This window comes from Yersinia alsatica (genome assembly GCF_902170305.1).
In the GTDB taxonomy this organism is placed as follows: Bacteria; Pseudomonadota; Gammaproteobacteria; order Enterobacterales; family Enterobacteriaceae; genus Yersinia; species Yersinia alsatica.
In genome coordinates, this window is the sequence record NZ_CABHWW010000033.1 from 226617 (window position 1) to 245914 (window position 19298).

Sequence of the window (19298 nt, forward strand, 5' to 3'; positions counted from 1 at the left end):
TGATGCAGTAGGTGTAAGGTAAGATGCCCAGTTTCGCTCAGCCAGCATACCAGTATTTAAACTCAGTGTTAATTCGTTCACATAAAAGCAACATTAAATTTTTGCTGAATCGTTGAGCGCAGTGTAATCATCTTACATATTGATAACTGATCTCAGTTAGCGCCTCTACGAGGTGATGACACCTACCTCTACCTAGATCTTCAAGGTTAGATTTACGCCCTTTCCAGCTAACAATACCCACTATAATGCAAAGGGTAAAAACGATCTCTGCCTATTAAGAATTTCTGCTCAGCTTTATTAATAAGTTATCGGTAGGGGGGAATAATATCAGTGTGCGAGGGTGATAATGCAGGGGCGCCCTGATGACGCCCCGATTTATATCTTCAATTGGATGGTGACCAGCTTTTAGCTCGACTCAAATGGCGTTATTGGCGCAGGCAGATTGAGTGCGGACAGCGCACAGCCAACGGAGCGTACACCTAGTACGTGACGGCGGCGAGCACTGCCCAATCTCAAGCTGACCAGTAAAATAGCCATTTACCTGAATTAGAATTGAGTATTTAAACTCACAAAGAATGTCCGACCCGGCTCATTGTAGGTTGCAGCCCCAGCACCGGCGATATTGGCGACGTTCTGAGCATTACCCGCGCGGAACTGGCGTTTATCAAACAGGTTTTCGATACCGGTGGTAACACTGACATTTTTTGTCACTGTGTAGCTGGTACTCAGGCCAAAGACCGCATATGGACTGACTTCATTGAGTGCGGTACCGGTAACTGGCAGCCCCTGATAGTCATATTTCTTCGGTTCCTGACGCCCATACCATGTTACCGTCGACAGGAAGGACAAATCATCCGTCGCCTGCCAACTGAGTGAGCTGTTCAACGTGAACTTAGGCGTGATGGATAAGTAATCCCCGGTAGTTTTGTTCTTTGATTCCAGCATGTAAGTCAGGTTACTGCTCCATTGCACTGTATCGGTGAATGGAACCGTCAGGTTACCCTCCAGACCTTCAACCAATGCTTTCGGCACATTCTCCCACTGGAAGATATCGGAGTTAGCATAAGCTCCGGTCCCGCCACTGGCATTACCCAGCGAGACTAACCCCGGCTCAATCTTATTGCGATAATCATTACGGAAGTAAGTGATACCCGCAATTATGCCGTCATTATGGAATTCAAACCCAATCTCTTTGTTGACACTGGTTTCAGCCGACAGAGAGTCATTCCCCATCAGATAACAGCTGCCGCCACCGCCATAGCAACCCTGACCACGGCTATATAACAGATAGTTAGGGTTGGTTTGGTAGAGGTTTGGCGCTTTATAAGAACGTGCGATACCCATTTTCATGGTGAAGTAATCGCCCAATTCCTGTGACAGGTTCAAGCCCGGGCTCCAGTTACTGCCCGCGGTGCTGTGATGGTCAAAACGCAGCGCTGGAGTAAGCATGGTGGTATCTGTCAGCTCGATATTGTTTTCAACAAACACCGAGGCTATCTGCGCTGACGCGCGAGTATCACGCCCGGTGCCCGTTAATCCACTGACACTGCCGCCTTCCGACGTCGTCTGAGTATTGGAGGTCGGGTCATTCATTTTCTGGTCATTCCATTCGGCACCCAAGGTCAGCACCTGATTAACACCCCAATCAAATGGCAGGTTAACCTCGGAGTGGGCCAAATAGTTGTCCAGCTTGATAGTGCTGAAATTACTATTTGAGAAGATACCTTCGGTACCGCCCGCCAGTCCCTCATTAATGCGCGAGTTGCGTGTCTCTTCATACCGAACATAGGAGGTAGTGCTGACGCCGCTATCCCAAAAACCACGGTGTGTCAGTGAGAAATTATTGCGGTACATCACATTGGTTTCTGCACCATATAAACTGCGCACAATGGCATTGCTGTTGGTGTTTTGCGTATCACCCGCGTAAATATTCCCCTGGCGGCTATAACCTGCCTCAAACTCCAGGGATTGGCCTACTGCGAAATCCCAACGCAGTAACCCATTGATATCTTTATTACGTACCCCTTCACGCCCCGCCGGTAATGTCCCTACCTGATTACCTGTTCGGGCCGACTCATGGCCGGAGTTGATATCCCAATCATCAGCATCAGTTTTATTGTATCCACCGTATAAACGGAAACTGAGGGTGTCACTTAATGGCCCCATCAGACTGAAGTCGGTACGGCGAGTGGCCCCTTCTTCACTGTGCTGCGGCAGGTTCATGTAAGCATTCCAGCTACCGTGCAGCTCTTTATCTGGCTGTTTGGTGATGATGTTTACCACCCCACCGGCAGCACCATTACCATAGCGAGCCGCCGCTGGGCCGCGTAACACTTCGATTTTTTCTACCATATTGGCGGGAACCCAGTTGGTGTCACCCCGGGTATCGCGCTCACCACGCCAACCATAACGCACCGCATTGCGGCTCGAAACCGGAATGCCGTCGATCATAATCAGTGTATTTTCTGGCCCCATGCCGCGAATATCAATCTGACGGTTATTCCCGCGCTGACCACTGGCAGAGTTACCGGAAAGGTTAACCCCCGGCATGGTACGGATAATTTCGGACAGATCATTCGCTGGAGGGCGTTTGCGGATATCTTCCGCAGTAATTGTTGATGCACCCAGTGCCTGACGAACTTGCTGTTGCGCCGTCACAACCAAGGTATCGCCAGTTGCCGCCTTGCCCTCTGCTTCTGAGGATGCTTGTTGCTGTACAGTTTGTGTTTTTTCTGTCGCGACTGTATCAGACCCTGCCGGAGTGGTATCTTGTGTCTGCGCCCAAAGCGGAGTCGAAATACAGAGACCAATCAAGCTCGCCAAGGTCGTCAGAGAGCGCCGCTGCCATTTTACTTTCATTACACTTTCCCCGATGCAAAAGCCCACAGCAAATGTCAGTAGAGGAAAATCTCTACCAATCTATTAATGGGGCAACAAAAACGAACAAGATTGATAATTATTTTCATTATCAATTCATCTTGCTAATTGTTACATTTGCAATCAGAAAAAAGGTTTGTGTAAACAGCAAAGCTCTTTGTTAGAACGTCAATGTCAGTGGAGAGTTCGTCATGTCAGCGGTGAATAAAAACCTGCCTACCGGGAAAAGAAACCCTTTGCGCAGTCACGATAAGGTACGCAATGCTTCCCCCTTCTCCAAACCCATTTACCGCGACCAAATTGTGCAGCAATCGAATCTGGTTGCCAGTGACTACCAGATGAGTGGCGCTAAATCCTTATCGACTGATCCGGTGTTATTCGGTGATTTTCAGGTATTGCGCCTGAATCCACATCTTATTTTGCATACCGCCAATGTGACTAATCTCTACGATATGAAGACCCAGAATCAGCTCAATCCGGCGCTGAAACTGGCGATTGTCGTCAGCGGCAGCGCGCATATCTCATTTGGTGGTCAGCAACTGCATTTGCAAGAAAAAGGCAATGCCTCTCTGGTATCGCTGACTGAAAGTACCTTATTCACTCGCCACGGCAAAAATAATAGCCATGAACGCACCCTGACACTCACCTTTGACCGTGAATGGTTGTATGGCGATTTGCTGCCGCAAGCCGCTTCGTGGGATACGCTGTACAACTTTACTCAGCAACATTTGGCTATTCATTTATGGCAGCCATCAATCCATGCCCAAGCCATCGCCCAAAAAATAGCAAGCGCCCCTCCTTTCTCAACCCCGCTCGAGCGACTGCATTGCGAGACACAATGTATCGGCTTGATTATTGAAGCATTCAGCTCACTGGAACAGCAAACCCAGCAACAGAATAAAATGTCACTGCGCGGGTTAAATCGCATTCAACAGGTACGTGATTGGCTGGAAAGTGGCGAGGCTGACCATCTATCTATGAGTGAACTGGCTCGCAGGGTCAATATGAGCCAAAGTACCTTGCAGCGGCGTTTTCGTGAAAGCTACAACATCACGGTATTTGAATACCTGCGCCATTGTCGTTTAAAACGCGCCATGCTGGCACTCCAGAAAGAAGGTATTAGTATTGACCAAGCCGCCACTATTGCGGGTTATACCAGCTCGGCTAATTTTGCGACGGCACTGCGCCGGACATTTAATCTCACCCCCAGCCAGATCCGTGAAGGTATCTATCCTTAATTAACAGCATCTTTAATTAACAACATCCTTAAATTACAGTATCAATAGTATTTATTATTCATAAATAACAGCAGCCATTATATAAAATAGAATACGTTTACTGCCTTGATTTAAATTAACATTAGACATCGGCTACAAATAGTCAGTCGCTTATATAACTAATGGATTATTTAAACACACAAGGAGTGAATATGAGCTCAATAATAAAGTTACTAACCATGCTGCTCACATTATTATTTTTCAATACGGCTAATTCACGTGAAGCCCAACCTATATGGCAATCTAATAAAGAGAGTTGGTCAACTTATCAGTCTCGGCACTGTAAATGGGAACAGGGTGTTCCTTGTAGGAATGTCCCCAAGGATCAAGGAAAAACACCGCCAAAATCTGCTGAAGAGATCGCTCTTGAAGTCGGCACCGGCATATTGACGATGGGGCCAACCCCACAACCCAGAGGGTTCAAAGTCGGGATCGGCGCCAAATCTGGTATCAGCGGCGCTAAACCGAGAGTGGCGGTATCAAAACCTTCGCCACGTGTAAGCACAAGTTCTGAACGAGCACCACTGTTGCCACCAAGCCCCAAACCTAAACCCAAAGTCTCGGGGCGATTACAAAGGATAAATGGCAAAGTAGGTATTTTGTTAGGGGATAGTAATCCACCGACTTTGGGGGGTGAACCTAGTGCCAAAAGAGTCAAACTGGACCTATTAGATAACCATAGTTCTTTTTCTACAGAGGCATATGATGTTGAAGGAGATATCGCGATAGAAAAAAACAAAATCGACCGCATAAAAACCATAAAACAGGATGAAGTCGCCAGTATAAAAGAAGAAATTGAGAGTATATACAGCAAGCGAACATTAGATAACAGTGAGTTAGATATTGATGATGAGATTCAGCGCTATAACTCCACTTCGGCGCATGAAAAAATAAATTTCAGAGAATATTTTGCGATCAGAAACTATCAGGAAGGAAGATTTGTCGAGATCAATAATGCCATGAGAAATGGGAGTGCCAATGATGATTTAGAAGTTGAAACCTCAGAATTCTATACAGCGCTAGATAACCATTCTGATATTAATATTTCACTCAGAGAGGACGGTCATATTATCTCTGAAGAAGAGAGCAGCATAGCCGAAGTATATCGAGGAGAAGTCAGAGAGCGTGCTGAATTTCTATCCGCAGTCGTGCCAGAAGAAAGTATTCAAATAGATTCTTTTTTTAGCACCACTGCCGATGAAGATCTCATTGCTCAATTCAATAGTGACGATTTAGCCGATGAGCAGATCAATGTGAGATATACCATCAAATATTATATTGGCCGCACCAACAGTACTGATCTTGGTGAAATACTTGATGATGCCATAGACGAGCGTATCTTTTTGCCTAAAAGCCGTTTCCTGGTGATTGATGTAGAGGAATCAGCAGAAGACTCAACCTTTATGGTTAACATGCTGGCCCTTGCTGATGAACCTCCACCATCGTCACCATTCCAACCCAACTAATAACGATACAAACTTCGTTACAGCATTGTCGAGAGTAATTATATTCGGACTCAATCAGAGTTATTGGCATGAAACTGACAGTATTTAAATTCCAATTCATTACAGCGAATTTAAATAGAAATCAATTTTGTATAAATAAGGATATTATATGAATAGATTTGTAATGGCATTTTTTTCTTTAACCATTTTAATTATTAATGACATTGATGCCAGGCCAATAGAACCTAAACGTAGAGTGGGCCAGGATTGGAAAGAGTTTCAACACCAACACTGTAAATGGCGGGTAGGTCATGAATGTAAAAAGGTGCCTGAAAATGAGGGAAAACTGCCGCCAAGGACCAGTGAAGAAATTGCTCTTGAGGTCGGAACCGGTATATTAACGATGGGGCCAACCCCGCAACCTAAAGGATTTAAAGTCGGGATTGGAGCAAAACCTGCCGTCAAACCCCAAATTGGCGCACCGAAACCTTCACTACGTTTCAGTACTACCTCAGAACGATCGCCGTTACTCCCTCCAAGCCCAAAACCTAAGCCGAAGGTTTCAGGTAAATTACAACGAGTGAATGGTAAAGTGGGTTATTTACTGGGGGATACTGATCCCCCTACGTTAGGCCAAGAACCCCAAGCAAAAAGAATTAAACTAGAGGACTTCAATACCGGTAGAAGCTCAACAGAATCAGAATTAAACACTAGCACTGATATTAGAGTGATCAATAGAACTGAATCTATAAATAATAGCGATATTGAAGATGCAATAGATGAAATAAAAAACACATATGAAGATAAGACATTTGAAAATAGTGAATTAGATATTAGAGAGGAGATAGAAAACTATAATTCCTCCTCTGCCTGTGAAAAAGTGAGTTTTAGAGAATACTATGCCCTTCGCAACTATAAAGAGAGTGGTTATTTAGAGATAAATAAAGCCCTGCGTACCGGGGAAATCAGCAGTGATCTAAAAATAGAGATCGATGAAGTCTACAATGCCTTAAATAAAAACTCCGACATTAATATTGCTCTTAGAGAGAATGGTGAAATTATCTCTGAGGAAGAGAGTACCGTAAGTCAATTATACCGGGGAGAGGTTAGAAACCGGGATGAATTTTTTGCCCAGATAGTCGCTAATTCAGTAATTGAAATAGACTCTTTCTTTAGTACCACCTCCGACGAAGAGGTGATTGTCGAGTTCAATACTGACAGTCTGAGTGATGAGCAAATCAATGTGACATATACCATAAAATATCAACAGGGACGGACTAACAGTACCGATCTCACTAAAATACTGGATGATACTGAAAATGAAAGAGTTTTCTTACCCAAAAGTCGTTTCTTAATTGTGCGAGTGGAGAAATCCGCCGACGGCAAAAGTGTTGAAGTCAAAATGTTCGCTATCTCGCCAGAAAACACCTCGTCCACCTCGTCCACATTGTATACGCCAGCAGCGTCATAAATTAGTACCTATTTCAGGCCAAAAAAAACGGCCCCTTTATCAGGAGCCGTTTCAGCAACCACATCAGCAATAAGAAATTATTTCTTTTTCGCTTTTGGGTTTGGTAAGTCAGTGATGCTACCTTCATAAATCTCGGCAGCCAAACCAACAGATTCGTGCAGCGTTGGGTGAGCATGGATAGTCAATGCGATATCTTCAGCATCACAACCCATCTCGATTGCCAGACCGATTTCACCTAACAGTTCACCACCGTTAGTACCGACAATAGCGCCACCGATGATGCGGTGAGTCTCTTTGTCGAAAATCAGTTTGGTCATACCATCGGCACAATCAGAAGCGATAGCACGGCCCGATGCCGCCCACGGGAAGGTGGAGGTTTCGTAGCTGATGCCTTTTTCTTTTGCTTCTTTCTCGGTCAAACCGACCCATGCGACTTCTGGTTCAGTGTACGCAATAGATGGAATAACTTTTGGATCGAAGTAATGCTTCATGCCGGAGATAACTTCAGCGGCAACGTGGCCTTCGTGAACACCTTTGTGTGCCAGCATTGGCTGACCGACGATATCGCCGATGGCAAAGATGTGCGGCACGTTGGTGCGCAGTTGTTTATCAACGTGGATAAAGCCACGTTCGTCAACTTCAACGCCAGCCTGACCTGCATCCAGCAATTTACCGTTAGGTACGCGGCCGATAGCAACTAATACTGCATCATAGCGCTGTGGCTCTGCCGGCGCTTTTTTGCCTTCCATCGTGACATAGATGCCGTCTTCTTTGGCTTCTACCGCGGTCACTTTGGTTTCCAGCATCAGGTTGAATTGCTTGCTAATGCGTTTGGTAAAGACTTTCACTACGTCTTTGTCAGCCGCCGGAATAACCTGGTCAGCCATTTCCACTACATCGATTTTTGAACCCAGAGCATGGTAAACCGTCCCCATTTCCAGACCGATGATACCGCCGCCCATCACCAACAGGCGTTCTGGGACAGTTTTCAGTGCCAGTGCGTCTGTTGAGTCCCAAACACGTGGGTCTTCATGCGGAATGAATGGCAGTTGGATAGGACGAGAACCGGCTGCGATAATCGCATTATCGAAAGTGATGGTCGTTGGGCCATTTTCACCTTCAACAACCAAGGTATTCGCGCCAGTAAATTTACCCAAACCGTTAACCACTTTGACTTTACGGCCTTTAGCCATACCTGCCAAACCACCGGTTAACTGATTGATAACTTTTTCTTTCCAGACACGTACTTTATCAATGTCAGTCTTAGGCTCGCCAAAAACGATACCGTGTTCAGCCAATGCTTTGGCTTCTTCGATAACTTTAGCGACGTGCAACAATGCCTTGGAAGGAATACAACCCACATTCAGGCAAACACCACCCAGAGTGGCATAACGCTCAACCAGAATGGTTTCTAAACCTAAATCCGCGCAACGAAAAGCAGCAGAGTACCCTGCTGGGCCTGCCCCAAGTACCACGACCTGAGTTTTAATTTCAGTACTCATCATGACCTCTTAATTGTTTGTCCGGCAGGTCTGACATCATTTATACCCTCATCTTTCAAATTGCCGGTGTGTTGGCTGCATTTTGAAATCTATTGGGTATGTTAGGGTAGTTAGTTTTATAACGCCCTTCATCCACCGGGACGCTTGCATCGCGATGCAGTTTACATAATTGTTAACAAACTGAAAAGCTGCATCACGTGACGAGAGTCGCAACAACAACAAGGCCGGCACAAGGCCGGCCCTGATGATTACATTACCAGACGGCGAATATCGGCCATAATGGTCGCGATATAAGCTGCGAAACGAGCACCTGCTGCGCCATCGATCACTCGATGGTCGAAGGACAGAGACAGAGGCAGCATCAGACGCGGCGCAAACTCTTTACCATTCCAAACTGGCTTCATGGATGATTTTGACACACCCAAAATTGCCACTTCTGGCGCATTAACGATTGGCGTAAACGCCGTACCGCCGATACCGCCCAGGCTGGAGATAGTGAAACAGCCGCCTTGCATGTCAGATGCCGTCAGTTTGCCATCACGTGCTTTCTTGGAAATCACAGACAGCTCGCGAGACAACTCGACAATACCTTTTTTGTTCACGTCACGGAATACCGGAACAACCAGACCGTTAGGCGTATCAACCGCAACACCGATATTGATGTATTTCTTCAGTGTCAGTTTCTGACCATCTTCAGAAATCGAGCTGTTGAAGCGAGGGAATTCTTCCAACGCCTTCGCAGCTGCCTTCATCAAGAACACCAGCGGCGTGATTTTCAGATCTTGTTTTTTCTTCTCAGCTTCGATGTTTTGTTGCTTACGGAATGCTTCAACTTCAGTGATATCCGCTTCATCGAATTGAGTCACATGTGGGATCATGACCCAGTTACGGCTCAGGTTAGCACCAGAGATTTTCTGGATACGACCCAATTCCACTTCTTCGATTTCGCCGAACTTGCTGAAATCAACTTTCGGCCAAGGCAACATGCCTGGCAGACCGCCGCCAGTAGCCGCAGTTGGTGCCGCTTCAGCGCGTTTGACCGCATCTTTCACGTAAGCCTGAACGTCTTCGCGCAGGATACGGCCCTTACGGCCAGTACCTTTCACTTTCGCCAGATTCACGCCGAATTCACGGGCCAGACGACGGATAACCGGCGTAGCATGCACGTAGGCATCATTCTCAGCAAATTCGCCTTTGCTTGCTGCTGGTGCTGCGGCCGCTTTGGCCGGTGCAGCAGCAGGAGCCGCTTGCTGGGCTGGTGCCGCGGTAGAGGTAGCAGCAGGAGCCGCGCCTTCTACTTCAAACACCATGATCAGAGAACCGGTTTTCACTTTATCGCCGGTGCTGATTTTGATCTCTTTCACTGTACCGGCGAACGGTGCCGGCACTTCCATTGATGCTTTATCGCCTTCAACGGTAATCAGTGATTGTTCAGCGGCAACTTTATCGCCCACTTTAACCATCACTTCGGTCACTTCAACTTCGTCACCGCCGATATCTGGCACTTCAACGTTTTTAGCTGCTGATGCAGCCGGTGCAGCTGTTGGAGTAGGAGCGGCCGCAGCAGGTGCCGCAGCACCGGCAACTTCAAAGACCATGATCAAAGAACCGGTGCTCACTTTGTCGCCAGTGCTGATTTTGATCTCTTTAACAGTGCCAGCAAATGGTGCTGGTACTTCCATAGAGGCTTTGTCGCCCTCTACGGTGATCAGAGATTGTTCAGCGGCCACAGTGTCGCCCACTTTGACCAACACTTCAGTGACCTCAACTTCATCACTGCCAATGTCTGGTACTTCAACATTTTTAACAGCAGATGCCGCAGGAGCCGCTGCCTGAGCAGGAGCCGCTGGTTTCTCTTCTGCTTGAGCCGGAGCTGCTTCGCTACCCGCAGCTTCGAAGATCATAATCAATTTGCCGGTCGCGACTTTATCGCCCACTGCAATTTTGATTTCTTTAACTACACCCGCCTGCGGTGAAGGGACTTCCATGGAAGCTTTATCACCTTCAACGGTGATCAGCGATTGTTCCGCTTCAACGGTATCGCCTACTTTCACCATAATTTCGGTGACTTCCACTTCATCTGCACCGATGTCTGGTACGTTAATTTCAATAGCCATTGTTCTTTACCTCTTATGCCAGACGCGGGTTAACTTTATCGGCGTCGATACCAAACTTAGTAATTGCTTCTGCAACTACGCTGGTGTCGATGTCACCGCGTTTAGCCAATTCACCCAAAGCTGCAACCACAACGTAAGAAGAATCAACTTCGAAGTGGTGACGCAGGTTCTCACGGCTGTCAGAGCGGCCGAAACCATCTGTACCCAGAACGCGGAACTCGCTGGCAGGAATAAAGTTACGAATCTGTTCAGCGAACAACTTCATGTAGTCAGTTGAAGCAACCGCTGGCGCGTCGTTCATCACCTGAGCCACATAAGGAACACGTGGAGTTTCTGTTGGGTGCAGCATGTTCCAACGTTCACAGTCTTGACCATCACGGGCCAGTTCAGTGAATGAAGTTACGCTATACACATCAGAACCTACGCCGTAGTCGTTAGCCAGAATCTGAGCTGCTTCACGAACGTGGCGCAAGATTGCCCCTGAACCCATCAGCTGTACTTTGCCTTTGCTACCTGCAACAGTTTCCAGTTTGTAGATACCTTTACGGATACCTTCTTCTGCGCCCTGCGGCATTGCTGGCATGTGATAGTTTTCGTTCAGCGTGGTCAGGTAGTAATACACGTTTTCCTGCGCTTCGCCGTACATACGTTCCAGACCATCATGCATGATGACAGCAACTTCGTAAGCATAGGCCGGATCGTAAGAGATACAGTTCGGGATAGTCAGTGACTGAATGTGGCTGTGACCATCTTCATGTTGCAGACCTTCGCCATTCAGTGTTGTACGACCTGAAGTACCGCCGATCAGGAAGCCACGAGCCTGTTGGTCACCCGCAGCCCAGCACAGGTCACCGATACGCTGGAAACCGAACATGGAGTAGTAGATGTAGAACGGGATCATTGGCAGATCGTTGGTGCTGTATGAAGTCGCAGCAGCCAGCCATGAAGAAGCCGCACCCAGTTCGTTGATCCCTTCTTGCAGGATCTGACCTTTTTCGTCTTCTTTGTAGTATGCAACCTGCTCACGGTCTTGCGGGGTGTACTGCTGACCATTCGGGCTGTAAATACCAATCTGACGGAACAGACCTTCCATACCGAAAGTACGGGCTTCATCGGCGATGATAGGAACAATGCGATCTTTAATCGATTTGTTCTTCAGCATCACGTTCAGCACACGGACGAAAGCGATAGTGGTAGAAATCTCTTTATTCTGCTCTTCCAGCAATGAGCTGAAATCTGACAATGCTGGAATTTCCAGTTTCTCAGTGAACTTAGGCATACGAGTTGGCACATAGCCTTCCAGCGCCTGACGACGTTCATGCAGATATTTGTACTCTTCGGAATCTTTCTCGAAGGTAATGTATGGCAGTTTTTCGATATCAGCATCAGCAACCGGCACATTGAAACGATCGCGGAAGTGGTGAACTCCTTCCATGTTCATTTTCTTCACCTGGTGGGCGATGTTTTTACCTTCAGCTGTTTCGCCCATGCCGTAACCTTTAATGGTGTGGGCCAGGATTACAGTTGGTTTACCAGTGGTTTCTTGCGCTTTTTTCAGTGCAGCAAAGACTTTCTTCGGATCATGACCACCGCGGTTCAGAGACCAAATCTCGTCGTCGCTCATGTCTTTCACTAATGCAGCAGTTTCTGGGAAACGGCCGAAGAAGTGTTCGCGCACATAAGCGCCATCTTTGGATTTGAAGGTCTGGTAGTCGCCATCCAGAGTTTCGTTCATCAATTGGATCAGTTTACCGCTGGTATCTTTACGCAGCAGCTCATCCCAACGACTACCCCAGATGACTTTCAGAACCTGCCAGCCAGCACCACTGAAGATACCTTCCAGCTCATTAATGATTTTGCCGTTACCTGTAACCGGGCCATCAAGGCGCTGCAAGTTACAGTTGATAACGAAGACCAAGTTATCCAGTTTTTCACGGGTCGCGATGGTGATCGCACCTTTAGATTCTGGCTCGTCCATCTCGCCGTCGCCCAAGAAGGCGTATACAGTCTGTGCTGAAGTGTCTTTCAGACCACGGTGAGAAAGGTATTTCAGGAACTTGGCCTGATAGATTGCACTGATTGGGCCCAGGCCCATAGAGACTGTCGGGAACTGCCAGAACTCAGGCATCAGTTTTGGATGCGGGTAAGAAGACAGACCCTTACCGTGAACTTCCTGACGGAAGTTATCCATTTGCTCTTGAGTCAGGCGGCCTTCAAGGAAGGCACGTGCGTAAACACCTGGAGAGATGTGGCCCTGGAAGTAAACCAGATCGCCGCCGTCTTTTTGGTTACGAGCACGGAAGAAGTGGTTGAAGCAGACCTCGTAGAAGGTAGCGGAAGACTGGAAGGATGCCATGTGGCCGCCCAAATCCAGATCTTTCTTCGATGCACGCAACACGGTCATCACAGCATTCCAACGGATGGCAGAACGAATGCGACGTTCCAGATCCAGGTTGCCAGGGTATGCGGGTTCGTCTTCTACTGCGATAGTGTTGATGTAATCACGGCTGGCTGAACCAGCTGCAACACTCACACCACCTTTACGGGCTTCGCCCAAAACCTGATCAATCAGATACTGAGCACGCTCAACACCCTCTTCACGGATGACCGATTCGATCGCCTGTAGCCAGTCGCGGGTTTCGATCGGATCCACGTCATTATTTAAACGTTCTGACATGGTGGTATTCCTTATCTGTTTCTAATGGTTTATTTGGAGCCTATCTTCCTGTGCTTTAACCCGGGGCTAAAGCACGTGCCCTGGTGAAAACACCGGAAGATAGGCCCATCAGTTTAGTTGCCGCTAATGATTCTCAAATGAGAACCTATACCCACAGGAATTGGAGTTGCAGATAGACAGCAAGAGAACGAATCCCGATAAGCTTACTCAAGCAAGTCATTCGGGGGGGGTTCACGCAGCTAACAACCCTGCAGCTTCAAGTACAAAGGGTACAAAACGAGTTATTGAGGTCTTGCAGAGGCGCAACCTGAATGATTCGTTTCTAGTCCTTGCGCTGTTGGAGCCGACGCAAAGATCGCTCACGGCGACTGTGCTCCCGACTGAGGTCCAACAGGATCTCCTCAATAAACGCCAAGTGACGGTGTGAAGCTTCGCGGGCTTTTTCTGGCTCGCGTGCCACAATCGCCTCAAAAATCCCGGCGCGGTGACTGCTCACCGTTGCCAGCATTTCGCGGCGCGAGTAAAGCAATTCAAAGTTTTGTTTAACGTTTTGCTCCAGCATCGGCCCCATGCAGCGCAGTAAATGCAGTAAAACCACATTATGCGCAGCCTCTGTGACAGCAACTTGATACTGCATGACAGCATCAGCCTCGGCATCCAAATCGCCGCTGTCTTGTGCTTGCTGAATAACAGTATGGCATTCACGAATGCGCTGTAGATCTTCATCAGTACCACGCAGGGCTGCATAATAAGCAGCAACACCTTCGAGGGCATGACGAGTTTCTAACAGGTCGAATTGTGATTCTGGGTGGTCGGCCAGCAGTTCAGCCAGCGGATCGCTAAAGCTTTGCCACAGATTGGTTTGCACGAAAGTGCCACCACCCTGACGGCGCAGCAGCAACCCTTTAGCTTCTAAACGCTGGATTGCTTCTCGCAGAGAAGGTCGGGAAACATCAAATTGTTTCGCCAACTCGCGCTCAGGCAATAATTTCTCACCTGGGCGTAGCGTCCCTTCCAAGATCAGATATTCGAGCTGCTGCTCAATAACATCTGATAATTTGGGTTGGCGGATTTTGTTGTAGGCCATAATTTATTGTCAGTCGCGCTGTATGCCGTATTGAGTGAATCGTCTCTGCGAGAGGCGCGGAGTCAATTGGTAATACCAATTTCAAAAACGTGACGATAAAGTAACAAAGTATTCACTACCTGTCCATACGGACCTTGACCGAAATCATGAAACCCAGCACATTTTAACAACTTTACTAAAAAAGCAGTGCAAAGTGATAACGTAGCGATGGTAATACCATTACCTGACATAAGTGAGTTTTAACTTTTGTGAAACGGATAATTAGGCAAGCTGAAGCGTTATAGTCATTTTATTTGCGAATTTAAAGTCAATTTATGTGAATTTAAATTCATTAAAAAACAAGAAAATTCCGCATTTCCCTCTACTCCTCGCGAAGCACTGGTATGACCATTATGAAAATGGCTAACTGGCGACTTTTTGTGCAGAAAAGGTTCATTAATCCTTTTCTGGAAAATAACGGCTTGATCACGCATCAACATTTTTCTTCGCACTTTGACTAAAATTTCGCCAGTTAAAATAAAAACCAGATGCAATAATTCTCGCCTACCACTATTCTCTTTTAAACGGTAGCCAAGGTGTTAAATTCCATATAAAGCAACCGTAAACAAAACAATACAAATAATGTAATCAAAACCTTACGCATAGCAAAAGGCATCATTTTAGCCAGCTAAAAGTGACAACGACAGAGGATGCAACGATGAGTGTTCAACAGGAAGGCGCGGAGCTAAAGCGGGGGCTTAAAAACCGCCACATTCAGCTTATTGCCTTAGGTGGTGCTATTGGTACCGGACTATTTCTTGGTATCGCACAAACCATCAAAATGGCGGGCCCTTCAGTCTTACTGGGGTATGCAATTGGTGGTTTTATCGCGTTTCTGATCATGCGCCAGTTGGGAGAAATGGTGGTCGAGGAGCCTGTAGCGGGTTCTTTCAGCCACTTTGCTTATAAATACTGGGGTAACTTTGCCGGTTTCGCTTCCGGCTGGAATTACTGGGTACTCTACGTGTTGGTTGCCATGGCTGAACTGACGGCAGTCGGTATCTATGTGCAATATTGGTGGCCTGAGATCCCAACATGGGTATCTGCTGCGGTCTTCTTCCTTGCCATCAATGCCATCAATCTGGCAAACGTAAAAGTCTATGGTGAGATGGAATTCTGGTTTGCCATCATCAAAGTGGTCGCCATCATTGCGATGATCCTGTTCGGCGGTTACCTGCTTCTGAGTGGGCAAGGTGGCCCAGAAGCGACGGTGACCAACTTATGGGCGCAGGGCGGATTTTTCCCAAATGGCATTATGGGTCTGGTCATGGCCATGGCCGTCATTATGTTCTCCTTCGGTGGGCTTGAATTAGTCGGTATCACCGCAGCAGAGGCAGAAAATCCAGCCAAAAGTATTCCCAAAGCTACCAATCAGGTTATCTACCGTATCCTGCTGTTCTATATCGGTTCTCTGGCTATCTTGTTGTCACTCTACCCATGGGGAAAGGTAGTTGAAGGCGGCAGCCCGTTTGTCCTGATCTTCCACGCACTGAACAGTAACGTGGTCGCAACGGTATTGAACGTCGTGGTATTGACGGCAGCATTGTCGGTTTACAACAGCTGTGTTTACTGTAACAGCCGCATGTTATTCGGTTTAGCCAAGCAAGGTAACGGCCCGAAAATACTGCTGAAAGTTGATGGTCGCGGTGTGCCAGTGATTGCTATCGCTGTCTCTGCATTCGCAACGGCTTTCTGTGTCCTGATTAACTACCTGTTACCGGGCCGCGCTTTTGAATTATTGATGGCATTAGTGGTTTCAGCGCTAGTGATAAACTGGGCGATGATTAGTCTGGCGCACCTTAAATTCCGTGCAGCTAAAAACCGTCAGGGCGTGATCCCGCAATTCAAAGCATTCTGGTATCCGTTCAGTAACTATTTATGCTTACTGTTCCTGACCGGTATTTTGGTCATCATGTACCTGACCCCGGGCATCCAGATTTCAGTCTTATTGATCCCGGCTTGGGTATTGCTTCTGGCTATTGGTTATATCCTGAAAAATCGCCAGCAACGGGCAAAATCTTAGTAGCAGAAATTCGCCTGTTATCCATGGATAATCTGGTGATGTCGTCACCAATAGGCCAGCCTTCAGTGCTGGCCTATTTATTTTATTGTTTAGCAAAAATAAACCTATTTATCTGCGACTGACATTATCCCCTTATAACTTACTGATCCTTCAGCATCACAAACACCAATTGCCGTCTTCAAGCAGATGCCAGTTCGATATCACTTATCTGTTCAATTTACTGCACCTGTTTTTTGCAATCTGGCTCACACTTCAATGGCGATGACACATTTGTCCATCTCTATAACCATTAACTTCTGATGCTTCAGCCAATTGTGCAGCAATAATCCATTCCCAATAACTGTTTCGGATCCATTACGGAGAGAATATCCATGAACACCGCACTCACAGTGAAGGAAAAAATCGGGTATGGGATGGGGGATGCTGGCTGCAATATGATTGGCGGCGCAATCATGCTTTTCCTGAACTATTTCTATACCGATATTTTCGGTCTTGCACCTGCATTAGTGGGTGTTCTGCTGCTTTCAGTCCGGGTTCTGGATGCCGTGACTGATCCCATTATGGGCGCTATCGCCGACCGCACACAAAGCCGCTATGGGCGCTTTCGTCCCTATTTACTTTGGATGTCCCTTCCCTATGTCCTATTCAGCGTCCTAATGTTTACCACGCCTGAATGGACCTATAACAGCAAGGTTATCTATGCTTTCGCCACTTACTTCTTGATGTCACTCGCGTATACCGCGATTAATATTCCTTACTGTTCATTAGGCGGCGTGATTACATCAGATCCTAAAGAGCGCGTATCTTGCCAGTCATATCGCTTTATTATGGTTGGGATCGCTACCTTGATATTATCAATGACACTATTACCGATGGCTGAATGGTTTGGTGGTGCGGATAAAGCACGCGGATATCAAATGGCAATGGCTGTATTGGCAACAGTGGCCTTTTTCATGTTCCTGTTCTGCTTTGCCACTGTGAAAGAGCGAATTAAACCCGCAATTCCAACCAATGATGCGCTAAAAGCTGACCTGCGTGATGTGTGGAAAAATGACCAATGGGTTCGTATCTTATTGCTGACATTCTGCAACGTATGCCCCGGTTTTATCCGCATGGCAGCCACGATGTATTACGTCACCTATGTCATGCAACAATCATTTTCCTTTGCCAGTTTGTTTATCAGCCTTGGCGTTATTGGCATGATGATTGGCAGCGCACTGGCAAAACCTCTGACAGATAAGTTCTGTAAATTAAAAGTCTTTTTCTGGACCAATATCATACTGGCCATTTTCTCATGCAGTTTCTATTTCCTGAACCCGCACCTGACTTCACTGATTGTGGTGGCCTACTTCCTGCTGAATATACTGCATCAAATCCCTTCCCCATTGCACTGGTCACTCATGGCTGATGTTGATGACTACGGTGAATGGAAAACCGGTAAGCGCATCACCGGTATCAGTTTCTCCGGTAATTTATTCTTCCTAAAAGTAGGGTTGGCAGTCGCGGGAGCTATGGTCGGTTTTCTGTTATCAGCAACGGGTTATCAAGCGGATGCTATTAACCAGGCACCAAGCGCATTAAACAGCATTGTATTGCTGTTCACCGTGATCCCTGGGATTGGCTATTTGATTACCGCAGGTGTGGTTCGGTTATTGAAAGTTGACCGCAATTTGATGAAACAAATTCAAATCGATCTGGAAAAACGCCGCCATAACTATCAAGAACTCAGTGACTATCGCACTGGTAAGCAACTGGAAGCTAAGGAGTCAGTATGACCGAGCATAACTACCCTAACCCATTGATTGAGCAGCGGGCAGATCCATTTATCTATCGGCACACTGATGGCTATTATTATTTCACCGCTTCTGTACCTGAATATGACCGCCTGGAATTACGCCGTGCAGAATCACTAACAGGGCTTGCTCAGGCTGAAGCGATAACCGTCTGGCGCAAGCCACAGCAAGGCCCAATGAGTGCATTAATCTGGGCACCTGAACTGCATTTTATTGAGGGCAAATGGTATCTCTATTTTGCCGCAGCACATTCAGCGGAAATCGCCGGGGGGTTATTCCAGCATCGAATGTTTGTACTAGAGTGTGATGCCGCCAATCCGCTCACGGGTAAGTGGGTTGAAAAAGGGCGTATCGCGACGCCATTAGACAGTTTTTCGCTGGATGCAACACACTTTGAGCATAACGGAAAACACTACTATTTATGGGCTCAAAAAGATCCGGAGATTCGAGGGAATTCAAACTTGTATCTGGCCGAAATGGAGAACCTATGGACACTAAAAGGCGAGCCAGTCATGCTGAGTAAACCTGAATTACCTTGGGAAACCATCGGTTTTTGGGTCAATGAAGGTCCGGCGGTTATTAAACACGGAAAACGTATTTTTATCAGTTATTCAGCCAGTGCTACCGATGAAAATTACTGTATTGGGCTGCTCTGGGCTGATATCAACAGTGATATCTTGGATGCGGCACAATGGCATAAATTACCAGAACCTGTATTTCGGACTCAATACCAGAATCGCCAATTTGGCCCTGGCCACAATAGCTTTACCCGCAATGAGCACGGTGAAGATGTGTTGGTCTATCACGCCCGCAACTACACTGAAATTGAGGGCGACCCGCTTTATGACCCTAATCGTCATACCCGAATCAAGAGTATAAGTTGGGATGAACAAGGTATGCCGATATTCGGTGAGCCACCAGCAGATACAACTGCCATATTTTAAGATGTAGAGTTGCTGGCTGTCATCACTTGACCGCGTGATTGATAGA

General features: G+C 47.0%; 11 protein-coding genes. 6 read left to right on the forward strand and 5 right to left on the reverse strand.

Features of this window, described 5'->3' with window-relative positions:
• Window positions 1-546: 546 nt before the first annotated feature.
• Complete coding sequence (locus FTA96_RS20170) at window positions 547-2859, reverse strand: TonB-dependent siderophore receptor (protein ID WP_145574740.1); 2313 nt, start codon at window positions 2857-2859, stop codon at window positions 547-549.
• Window positions 2860-3068: 209 nt separating this feature from the next.
• Between FTA96_RS20170 and FTA96_RS20175 the strand changes: the two genes are divergently transcribed.
• The 3 genes from FTA96_RS20175 (at window position 3069) to FTA96_RS20185 (ending at window position 7070) form a co-directional block, all read left to right on the forward strand.
• Window positions 3069-4115 carry an AraC family transcriptional regulator gene (locus FTA96_RS20175; protein ID WP_145574743.1) on the forward strand — a complete coding sequence of 349 codons (1047 nt, stop codon included), beginning with the start codon at window positions 3069-3071 and terminating at the stop codon, window positions 4113-4115.
• Window positions 4116-4306: 191 nt separating this feature from the next.
• Complete coding sequence (locus tag FTA96_RS20180; RefSeq protein WP_145530099.1) at window positions 4307-5620, forward strand: hypothetical protein; 1314 nt, start codon at window positions 4307-4309, stop codon at window positions 5618-5620.
• A gap of 148 nt (window positions 5621-5768) precedes the next feature.
• Window positions 5769-7070 carry a hypothetical protein gene (locus FTA96_RS20185; RefSeq protein ID WP_145574746.1) on the forward strand — a complete coding sequence of 434 codons (1302 nt, stop codon included), beginning with the start codon at window positions 5769-5771 and terminating at the stop codon, window positions 7068-7070.
• A gap of 77 nt (window positions 7071-7147) precedes the next feature.
• Here FTA96_RS20185 and lpdA read toward each other — a convergent pair whose 3' ends face one another.
• From lpdA to pdhR, 4 genes are all read right to left on the reverse strand, one after another.
• The gene (gene lpdA / locus FTA96_RS20190) at window positions 7148-8572 is read right to left on the reverse strand and encodes a dihydrolipoyl dehydrogenase (RefSeq protein ID WP_005156808.1); all 1425 of its coding nucleotides are present in this window, start codon (window positions 8570-8572) and stop codon (window positions 7148-7150) included.
• Window positions 8573-8820: 248 nt separating this feature from the next.
• Window positions 8821-10689, reverse strand: coding sequence for a pyruvate dehydrogenase complex dihydrolipoyllysine-residue acetyltransferase (aceF, locus tag FTA96_RS20195; protein WP_050121555.1), 1869 nt, complete (start codon window positions 10687-10689; stop codon window positions 8821-8823).
• A gap of 13 nt (window positions 10690-10702) precedes the next feature.
• Window positions 10703-13366 (reverse strand): pyruvate dehydrogenase (acetyl-transferring), homodimeric type, encoded by a 2664-nt coding sequence (aceE, locus tag FTA96_RS20200; protein WP_050106532.1) that lies wholly within the window; start codon window positions 13364-13366, stop codon window positions 10703-10705.
• Window positions 13367-13688: 322 nt separating this feature from the next.
• Entirely contained in the window at window positions 13689-14453 is a 765-nt protein-coding gene (gene pdhR, locus FTA96_RS20205; RefSeq protein WP_004389026.1) for a pyruvate dehydrogenase complex transcriptional repressor PdhR, read from the reverse strand.
• A gap of 697 nt (window positions 14454-15150) precedes the next feature.
• Here pdhR and FTA96_RS20210 point away from each other — a divergent pair.
• The 3 genes from FTA96_RS20210 (at window position 15151) to FTA96_RS20220 (ending at window position 19252) form a co-directional block, all read left to right on the forward strand.
• Window positions 15151-16515 carry an amino acid permease gene (locus FTA96_RS20210; protein WP_050121557.1) on the forward strand — a complete coding sequence of 455 codons (1365 nt, stop codon included), beginning with the start codon at window positions 15151-15153 and terminating at the stop codon, window positions 16513-16515.
• A gap of 371 nt (window positions 16516-16886) precedes the next feature.
• On the forward strand, window positions 16887-18290 hold the full coding sequence (locus FTA96_RS20215; RefSeq protein ID WP_050106534.1) for a glycoside-pentoside-hexuronide (GPH):cation symporter: 1404 nt from the start codon (window positions 16887-16889) through the stop codon (window positions 18288-18290).
• On the forward strand, window positions 18287-19252 hold the full coding sequence (locus FTA96_RS20220; protein WP_050145598.1) for a glycoside hydrolase family 43 protein: 966 nt from the start codon (window positions 18287-18289) through the stop codon (window positions 19250-19252). The genes FTA96_RS20215 and FTA96_RS20220 overlap by 4 nt, the downstream gene beginning before the upstream one ends.
• Window positions 19253-19298 lie beyond the last annotated feature (46 nt).

Coding starts and splice junctions, on each gene's coding strand:
- FTA96_RS20170 (WP_145574740.1), bottom strand. CDS start 2,859: ATGAAAGTAAAATGGCAGCGGCGCTCTCTGACGACCTTGGCGAGCTTG.
- FTA96_RS20175 (WP_145574743.1), top strand. CDS start 3,069: ATGTCAGCGGTGAATAAAAACCTGCCTACCGGGAAAAGAAACCCTTTG.
- FTA96_RS20180 (WP_145530099.1), top strand. CDS start 4,307: ATGAGCTCAATAATAAAGTTACTAACCATGCTGCTCACATTATTATTT.
- FTA96_RS20185 (WP_145574746.1), top strand. CDS start 5,769: ATGAATAGATTTGTAATGGCATTTTTTTCTTTAACCATTTTAATTATT.
- lpdA (WP_005156808.1), bottom strand. CDS start 8,572: ATGAGTACTGAAATTAAAACTCAGGTCGTGGTACTTGGGGCAGGCCCA.
- aceF (WP_050121555.1), bottom strand. CDS start 10,689: ATGGCTATTGAAATTAACGTACCAGACATCGGTGCAGATGAAGTGGAA.
- aceE (WP_050106532.1), bottom strand. CDS start 13,366: ATGTCAGAACGTTTAAATAATGACGTGGATCCGATCGAAACCCGCGAC.
- pdhR (WP_004389026.1), bottom strand. CDS start 14,453: ATGGCCTACAACAAAATCCGCCAACCCAAATTATCAGATGTTATTGAG.
- FTA96_RS20210 (WP_050121557.1), top strand. CDS start 15,151: ATGAGTGTTCAACAGGAAGGCGCGGAGCTAAAGCGGGGGCTTAAAAAC.
- FTA96_RS20215 (WP_050106534.1), top strand. CDS start 16,887: ATGAACACCGCACTCACAGTGAAGGAAAAAATCGGGTATGGGATGGGG.
- FTA96_RS20220 (WP_050145598.1), top strand. CDS start 18,287: ATGACCGAGCATAACTACCCTAACCCATTGATTGAGCAGCGGGCAGAT.